The sequence below is a fragment of the Streptomyces otsuchiensis genome (assembly GCF_004305975.1).
Taxonomy (GTDB): domain Bacteria; phylum Actinomycetota; class Actinomycetes; order Streptomycetales; family Streptomycetaceae; genus Streptomyces; species Streptomyces otsuchiensis.
Genome location: NZ_BHZI01000261.1, coordinates 1 through 8186 on the forward strand (window position 1 = coordinate 1; position 8186 = coordinate 8186).

An 8186-nucleotide genomic window follows, 5' to 3' on the forward strand; every position below is an offset into this window, starting at 1 on the left:
GGTGGCGGGCGGTGGCTCAGTCGAGCAGGGTGTCCACGCGGGAGGCGCGGCCGGCGGCGGCGTGGTGCTCGGGGAGCACCCGGCCGAAGAGCTGGCGGGTGCGTTCGACGCTGCCGACCACGTCGGGACGCTCGCTGTAGGCGAGGATCGCCGTGTGCCGCGCGGTCTCGCCCTCGACGGGACTGACCCGGTGCAGCGCGTACCTGCCCTGGAACAGCTGGAGGTCACCGGGGCGCAGGGTCAGCCGCCTCACCGGGGAGGTGTCCTCGCCGGTGAGGACGGCGCGAACCACTTCGAGGTTCTCCCGCTCGGCGGACCGGATGCCGGGGCAGTACTCGAACTCGCCTCCCCCCTCGGCCTCCTGGGTGAGCATGCTGACGGTGAACTCGTTGGTGTCGAAGTGCCAGGGGTGCTCGGTGCCGGGGCGGACGACGTTGAGGCAGAGGCCGGAGAGCGGATCGGCCAGCGGGTACAGGCGCGGCAGCCGGAAGCAGTCGGCCACGAACCGCTGGAACGCCTCGGCGGTGTAGAGGCGGTGGATCACGAAGTCGCGCGGGATCTGGTCGCGGGCGACGAAGGCGTTGCCGCGCTGGATGGGGATGCGCGCCGGATGCTCGGGGGGCAGGGAGTCGTCGACGGCGATGTTGTAGGCGTTGACCGTCTCGGTGCGGTAGTGCGCGGCGGGGGCGACGGAGGCGCACTGCCGCCGCAGCCGGTCCTGGAGTGCGGGCCGCACGAAGTCCGGCAGGACGCTGCAGCCGTCGGCGGCCAACTCCGCCCGGACGCGCTCCACCACGGACCGCCAGGCGGGTCCGCCCGGTTCGTGAAGGGGGTAGCGGACGGTGTCGACCACCTGGCCGGCCGTCCCGCCGGCCGTCGTTCCCGGTGTGCTCATCGCGTGCCTTCCCACGGAGCCCATGGAGATGTACCCATTCATGGCTCGTCGCGGCGCCGGGCTAACCACGGTGTGACCGACGACACGGCGGCGGTCACGGTGCGCAGTGGCCGGACGGCCGCGGGCCGGGGCCGTCACCGTCGTTCCGCGCAGGGGGGATTGACGAAGTTACTGACGCGTAGTCTCATAACAGGGAGCCGCCACGCCCCTCGTCGCCGTACCGGAGGAGACCGCGCCATGGCCATAGCACCCGACATCGACTTCGAGGCGCTGCGGGACTCGCTCGGCGCCCTCAAGGACCGCGAACGCGTCGCCGAACGCCTGCTGGCCTCCTCCGCGCGGCACTCCTTCGACCCCGAGACCGAACTCGACTGGGACGCCCCCTGGGTCGAGGGCATGTGGTTCTGGCCGCCGGAGCTTCTCTCGCTCTACGACACGCCGTTGTGGTACGAGATGTCGCACGAGCAGCGCCTCGAACTCTCACGCCACGAATGCGCCGCGCTGGCGTCGCTCGGCATCTGGTTCGAGCTGATCCTCATGCAATTGCTCGTGCGCCACATCTACGACAAGCCCTCGACCAGCGCGCACGTCCGGTACGCGCTGACCGAGATCGCCGACGAGTGCCGCCACTCGATGATGTTCGCCCGCGCCATCGAGAAGAGCGGCACCGACGCCTACCCCGTCTCCCGCACCCACCAGAACCTCGGCCGCCTGTTCAAGACCGTCTCCACCACGCCCGGTTCGTTCACCGCCACGCTGCTCGGCGAGGAAGTACTGGACTGGATGCAGCGGCTGACGTTCCCCGACGAGCGGGTGCAGCCGCTGATCCGCGGCGTCACCCGCATCCATGTCGTCGAGGAGGCACGCCATGTGCGCTACGCCCGCGAGGAGTTGCGACGGCAGATGCTCACCGCGCCCCGCTGGGAGCGGGAGTTCACCCGGCTGACGTGTGGCGAGTTCGCGCGGGTGTTCTCCGTCGCCTTCGTCAACCCGGCCGTGTACACCGCGATCGGCCTCGACCGCCGGGAGGCGGTGGCCCAGGTGCGGGCCAGCGAACACCGGCGCGAGGTGATGCAGGGAGGCGCACGCAAACTCACCGGCTTCCTCGACGAGATCGGCGTCCTGCGCGGGGTCGGCAGAAGGATGTGGAAGCAGTCCGGACTCCTCGCCTGAACAAGGGGTCCGGACGGTTACCCTTCACCCTTATGAGCAGCCGTCCCGCGCCGACCGAACCCGCGTACCGCAGGCTGAGCGTGTCGGAGCGGCGCGGTCAGCTGATCGCCACCGCCCAGTCCCTCTTCGCCCGCCGGCCGCCCGAATCCGTCTCCCTGGACGACGTGGCCAGGGAGGCGGGTGTCTCCCGCCCACTGGTCTACCGCTACTTCCCGGGCGGCAAGCAGCAGCTGTACGAGGCGGCGCTCAGCAGTTCGGCCGCCGAGCTCGAACTGTGCTTCGCCGAACCGCAGGAGGGACCGCTCAGCCAGCGTCTCGCCAACGCCCTGGACCGCTACCTGGCCTTCGTGGACCAGCACGGCGAGGGGTTCACCGCCCTGCTCAAGGGCGGCAGCGTGGTGGAGACCTCCCGCACCAACGCCATCGTGGACGAGGTGCGCCGGGTCGCGGCAGGGCAGATCATGGCCCACCTGGGCTCCGACTCCTCCAACACCCGCCTCTACATGGCTGTTCGCACCTGGATCACCGCCGTGGAGGCGGCCTCGCTGATCTGGCTGGACGAGGGCAAGGAACCCACCCTGGAGGAGCTTCGTGACTGGCTGGTCGACCACTGCGTGGCGGTCCTCGCCGTCACCGGCGGCCGCGACAAGGCCACCGGCCGCGCGCTGCGCGCCGCGCTGGCCATCGAGCCGGTCGGCGGCCGCGTGGACTCGCTGGCGGCACGCATAGCCCCGCTCTTCGGGCCGGCCTGACCGGCCGGAGAGGCGCGGGAGCGGTCTCCTGGCGGCCCGCCGCGCGCCCTCCGGCCTCTCCAGCACCCTGCCGCGCGCCGACCGCACCGGGCGCCTGCGAGACTGGCGCGGTGCGTAGCGAGGAAGTGCCCTTCACCGGTGGACCGCTCGACGGCAGGCGACTGCCGGTGCTGGTCGGGATGACCGGCCGTCCCCCGAAGGTCTACCGGGTGCCCGTGCCCGCCGAGGACGGCCGCCCCGAGACGGTGCACGTGTACCGGCTGGAGGCCGTCGGCACCAACCGGCTCGGCCTGCCCCGGGGCTGGCACTACGTCTACGACGCCGACGGCCGCGGACCGGACGGCCCGCGCTGGCCCTGGTCCAAGCCCCGCACCTCCCCTCCGGCCGGGGACTGAGCGCCACCGTTCCTCCGCCCGGGCGACCCCGTCACCCGTCCGCGTCTCCCGGGATGCGGGACACCGGTTTGCGTGCCCACGATCGGTCCACGGCGGGCAGGGCGCGGGTGCGTCACGCGCGCGGCCCGTGCCCGCCGTGACGCCGTCCCCGTGTCGCAGGAGGTAGCCCCATGCCCGGCCGTCATCCGTGGTCCCGGGGCGCGCTGCCACGCGCCCTCTCCGTGCTGCTGCTGTGCGCCGCCCTGCCCGCCGGGCCCGCCGCGGCGGCCCCCGGCCCGGCGGCTACCGCTCCGGGCTCCGACGGGGCGCAGGACGCGTCCGGCACGGACGGGGCCACCGCCCCGGACGCGGACGACGCGGACGCGGACGACGCGGACGCGGACGACGCGGCCGGCCCCGACGAGGAGACCGCCGCCGAGGCGCCGGAGGCCGCCGCCACGGAACGCAGCGCCGCCCGCGTGCTGGGCGAACTGCGGACCCTCTACCAGCGGATCGGCGCGGCCGAGGAGTCCTCCCGGGTGACGACGGAACGCCTGCGCGGGCAGCAACGGCGGGTGGCGCGGGTCTCCGAGGAGCTCGCGGAGACCCGGACCCGGCTCGCCGAGAACCGCGCCGTCGCCGGGCAGCTGGCCCGGGAGGAGTACCGCAACGGCGGGATGCGCTTCTCCCCCGCGCTCCGGGTGGTCCTCGCCGGGCCGGACGAGGACCCCCTGGGCGAGCTGCACCGTCAGACGGTCCTGGACCGCGCCGGTGACCGCACCGCCGCCACCGTGCGCGAGCTGCGGGCCGAGGAGGAACGCGCGGGCGTGCTGGCCGAACGCTCCCGCACCGCGCTCGACACCGAACAGGCGCTCGCCGGGCACCAGGCGGAACAGGAACGGGAGGTACGCGAGCGGGTCGGTGAGGCCGAGGCACTGCTCGCCTCCCTCTCCGGCCCGGAGCTCGACGACCTCGCCGACCTCGAACGCCTGGAGGCGGCCGAGGCGGCCCGGGAGCTGGCCACCGACGGCACACTCGCGCCCGACGGCGGGGACCCCGCACCGTCGGCCGCCGGCCGCACGGCGGTGGCGCACGCGCTGGGCCACGTCGACGGCACCACCGAGGACGCGGACTCCGCCCGGGCCGACGACGGCGCGGCGGCGGACCGTGGAAGCCGCCTGGGGGCTGTCGTCTCGACCGCGCTCGCCGCCGTCGCGGACCCCACCGGCATCGGCGAGGCCGCCGCCGGGCGAGCCGATGCCGGGGACGGCGGACCGGGACTCGTGGCGCGCTCCTGGGCGCGGGCCGGTCAGCGGCTGCCCTCGACCAGCCGGGGCCAGTGGGAGTCGCTGGAGCGGGTGGAGCTGAGCGAGCTGCGTCCCGGGGATGTGGTGATCCACTTCCCCGACGCGACGCGCTCGGCGCTGTACGTGGGGGACGGCATGGTGGTGCGCGAGCCCTACCCGGGCGCCACCGCCGCCCTGGTGCCGCTCACCGTCCACCCGGTCCTGGGCGCGGTGCGTCCGGACCCGCGGGCGCCGGCGGCCACCGACCGGACGGAGTGAACGGCGTCGCCGAACTCCCGAGCGGGACAACGTCGTTGGATCGGGCCAGCGGGCACCGGCCGACGCCGGGATTCCACGGCGGCGACCGGCGGGAGGCCCGTCCGGCTCAGCCCGCGCCGCCGGCCGGTACGGCGGGTGTCTCCTCCGGGGGCTCCACCCGCTCCCCCTCGGCCGGATGCCCGCCCTGCTCCCGCAGCCGTGCCCGCAGCTCCGGCGTCAGCAGATGGCCGGCACGGCCCACGAACAGCCCCATGTGGTAGGCGACCAGGCCCGGATCGGTCTCCGAGTCCGTGTGGACGCCGAGCAGCGAGCCGTCGCTGATGGCCATCACCATCATGCTCCCGTCGGCCATGGTGACCATGGTCTGCTTGACCACCCCGGCCTCCATCAGCTCGGCGGCACCGGCGGTGAGCGCGGCGAGGCCCGAGACCACGGTGGCGAGGTCGGCGGCGGCGCCCCGCGGGCCCCGCTGCCCGCCCGGCGCGGGCCCGGCGCTTCCCTCCTCGTCGGCCGAGCCGTCCGGCGCGGCGGCGGCGTCGCCCGGCTCGGAGGAGAGCAGCGACAGACCGTCCGAGGAGACCACGGCCACCGACCGCAGCCCGGGTACCTCGTCGACCAGCCGGGTGAGCAGCCAGCGCAGACCGCGCAGGCCCTCGGCGTGCTCGTCCGAGGTCGGGGCATCGCTGTACTGGATCACGGCTGCATCTCCTCCTCGGCGGGCGGTCCCGCCGACTGACCGTCGTGGTGGCCCCGGCGGGCGCCGCGCTGGAATCCGCCGAGCCGTCTGCGCAGCTCCTCGGCGCCGACCACCACCGGGCCGGAGGGGGCGGCGGCGTCGTCGTCCGGCAGACCTTCGCCGTCCTGGCCGTGGCCGTCGCCGCCGTGGAGGTCCTCGTGGCGCGCGTCGCGGGGGCGGCCCTCGCCGGTCACCACCGGCAGGACCATGGTGTCCCGGTCGCCGCCCGGTGAGTGGGTGGGCCGGGCCTGGCCGGCCCTGCCGGTCTCCTCGCCGCCGTCGGCCTGCGCGGGGAAGACAGCCGCCCGGTCCGCCGGGTCGCCGTCCATGGCCGCCGCACCCGCCGCCAGCGCCGCGAACGTCTCGTCCTCAGGCCCGTGTTCGGGGCTGATCAACGCCGCCGGGATCTCCACCTCGGCGAAGGCGCCACCGTCGGGCCGGTTGTGCAGCCGGACGTGCAGACCGTGCCGCGCGGCGAGACGGGCCACGGTGTAGACACCCATGGCCGCGGCAGGCTCGCCCCGGGCGCCCGGCGGCGGGCCGGAGGCGTCGGCGAGCTGCGCGTTGAGGTCCCTCAGCTGGGAGTCGGTCAGACCCGGGCCATCGTCCAGCACCCGCAGCACCACCCGGTGTTCGGGTCGCGCGTCGGGCCCGGCGGATGCCGCGGGGGCGGCCGCCGCGGCGCCGCCCGTCCCGGCGGCCGGGGAGAGCCGGTCGCGCGGCTCGGGGACGACCGCCCGGGTGACGGGCAGCTCCGCCCGGATCTCGGAGGAGAGCAGCACCCGGGCGCCCTCCGGGGAGAAACCGGTCGCGTTGTCGAGGAGTTCGGCCAGCAGATGCCCGAGGTCGCGGGCGGCGACCGGGGTGACCAGCACGGCCGGCACCGGCTGCTCCACGTCCACCAGTTCGTAGCGCGCGGACTCGCTGACGGCGGCGAGCGCCACCTGCACCAGCGGGATCGGCCGCGGCAGCGGCTCGTCGGGCTCGACCCCGGCCAGCAGCAGCAGGTTCTCGCTGTGCCTGCGCATCCGGGCGGCGAGATGGTCGAGGGCGAAGAGCGTCGCGAGCGAGTCGGGGTCGGTCTCGTGCTCCTCCAGGCCGCCGATGATGTCCAGTTGCTCGCCTGCGAGGTCCAGCGCCAGACGCGCGTGGTGGGTGAGGTTGGCGTGCATCACCTTCGTCTGCGCGGACAGCCGCTCGATCAGCTCCCGCTGCTCCCCGCGCAGTTCGTCCAGCTCGGCGCGGAGCGCCTCGTAGTCGGCGGTCTCGTTCGCCTGGTAGCGGTGCAGTTCGACCGCGCGCGCGTGCAACTTGTTGACGGCGGCGACCACATCGGCGAACTCGTCGTCGCGGCCCGAGTAGCTGATCGCGGCCTCGGCCGAGGGCGCGTCGGCGACCCGGCGGCTGCCCCGCCGCAGCACCGCCAGCGGGTGGGTCACGGTGCGCGCGGTCCAGATTCCGGCGGCCAGCGCCACCAGCAGCGCGCCGCCCACCAGCGCGGCGTGCACCTGGAGCGCGGTGAGGTCGTCGGCGCGCAGGTCGTGCAGGGACCGGGTCTGATCGGCCGCGACGGAGGACAGCAGCCCCCGCTGCAACTCGGTCCGGGCGGACAGTTCGGCGGACAGTTCGGCCGGGGAGACCGCCCGCGCCTCGAAGGTCAGAAAGGGCTGCGCCGTCAGCTCCGCGAGCCGTTCCTCTGCGGCGGCGACCCCGGGGCCGGTGACGGTGGACTCGTAGCCCGCTCGTCCCGTCTCGCCCGCAGTGGCGGTGAAGTCGGCCAGGGCCGCGCCCTCACGCGCGTGGCTGCGCTGGGCCAGTCCGACCAGCTCTCGCTGCTCACCCTCACCGGCGAGGGCCGCGACCAGCAGCGCCCGGGTGGCGGCCGATGCCTCGACGGCGCGCACCAGGTCGGGCAGCGCGTCCGAGGCGGGCACGGCGCCGCGGTCGGGCCGGGCACGGCTGACGGTGCGCGTGACACCGTCCAGGTCCTCGATGATGGGCGTGTAGGCGGCGTGGACGGCCGGGGCGTCGCTCCGTCCCGCCAGCGCGTCCGCGCGGGCGACGGCGAGGCCGTCCAGAGACGTCCCCACCGCGTCGGGAAGCTGTGAACGCAGGTCGGCGGCCCGGCGGTCGGCGCGCGCCACGTCGGCCTCGGACAGCACATCACCGGGGGTGACCCCGGCGGCCGCGGCGGACATCAGCACATCCCGCTCGTCGGCGAGGATGTGCGAGAGCGAGACCGCTCGCTGCGCCAACTCGGAGTCCTGGACCAGTTGCTGTGTCTCCGCCAGCCGCTCACCGGCGGCCAGCACCGCCGGCGCGCCCGCCGCCAGGACCGCCGCCGAGCCGAGCACGACACCCAGCAACAATCTGCTGCGCACCCGGGTGCGCCGGCCGCGCGGCTTGAACACCGCTGCCTGCGGCGGGGTTTGGGCGGCTTCCCCGGCGGGCACGGTGGCGGGTGTGCCGGACGACGGTGACGATGCGTCAACCGGGCTGTGAGGTGTCGATTTCCGCACCTGTGCTCGCATTCCTGTCCTGGCTGCCCGTGAATCGGGCGATGGGCAACGGACGGCGGCAGCTTACTTCACCGCTCGCAGCCGGTCAGGGAGCGAAAACAGCCAGTCGGCTGGCGCACGGCGGCAGTTCCTGGAAAGATGCCCGCCCCGCGCCCGCCCGGCGTACTCTTCG

At 74.8% G+C, this 8186-nt stretch carries 7 protein-coding genes; 4 read left to right on the forward strand and 3 right to left on the reverse strand.

The window, feature by feature from the left end; genetic code table 11:
- Nucleotides 1-16: 16 nt before the first annotated feature.
- Nucleotides 17-895 (reverse strand): HalD/BesD family halogenase, encoded by an 879-nt coding sequence (locus E0D90_RS20870; protein ID WP_130799625.1) that lies wholly within the window; start codon nt 893-895, stop codon nt 17-19.
- 237 nt (nt 896-1132) lie between these two features.
- Here E0D90_RS20870 and E0D90_RS20875 point away from each other — a divergent pair, with 237 nt between their 5' ends.
- From E0D90_RS20875 to E0D90_RS20890, 4 genes are all read left to right on the forward strand, one after another.
- Nucleotides 1133-2068: an AurF N-oxygenase family protein gene (locus E0D90_RS20875; protein WP_130799626.1), complete on the forward strand. Its 936-nt coding sequence runs from the start codon at nt 1133-1135 to the stop codon at nt 2066-2068.
- A 32-nt stretch (nt 2069-2100) separates the two neighbouring features.
- Entirely contained in the window at nt 2101-2820 is a 720-nt protein-coding gene (locus tag E0D90_RS20880; RefSeq protein ID WP_103500632.1) for a TetR/AcrR family transcriptional regulator, read from the forward strand.
- 110 nt (nt 2821-2930) lie between these two features.
- Nucleotides 2931-3215 carry a DUF8847 domain-containing protein gene (locus E0D90_RS20885; RefSeq protein WP_103500636.1) on the forward strand — a complete coding sequence of 95 codons (285 nt, stop codon included), beginning with the start codon at nt 2931-2933 and terminating at the stop codon, nt 3213-3215.
- A gap of 170 nt (nt 3216-3385) precedes the next feature.
- Complete coding sequence (locus E0D90_RS20890; RefSeq protein ID WP_130799627.1) at nt 3386-4759, forward strand: C40 family peptidase; 1374 nt, start codon at nt 3386-3388, stop codon at nt 4757-4759.
- Nucleotides 4760-4865: 106 nt separating this feature from the next.
- On the opposite strand, the gene E0D90_RS20895 is transcribed toward E0D90_RS20890, so the two are convergent.
- Both E0D90_RS20895 and E0D90_RS20900 read right to left on the reverse strand, forming a co-directional pair.
- Entirely contained in the window at nt 4866-5456 is a 591-nt protein-coding gene (locus E0D90_RS20895; RefSeq protein WP_227870370.1) for a roadblock/LC7 domain-containing protein, read from the reverse strand.
- A complete protein-coding gene (locus E0D90_RS20900) occupies nt 5453-7876 on the reverse strand; it encodes a sensor histidine kinase (protein WP_170215028.1) in 2424 nt (807 codons plus the stop codon). Before E0D90_RS20900 ends, E0D90_RS20895 begins: the two co-directional genes overlap by 4 nt.
- Nucleotides 7877-8186: the final 310 nt, after the last annotated feature.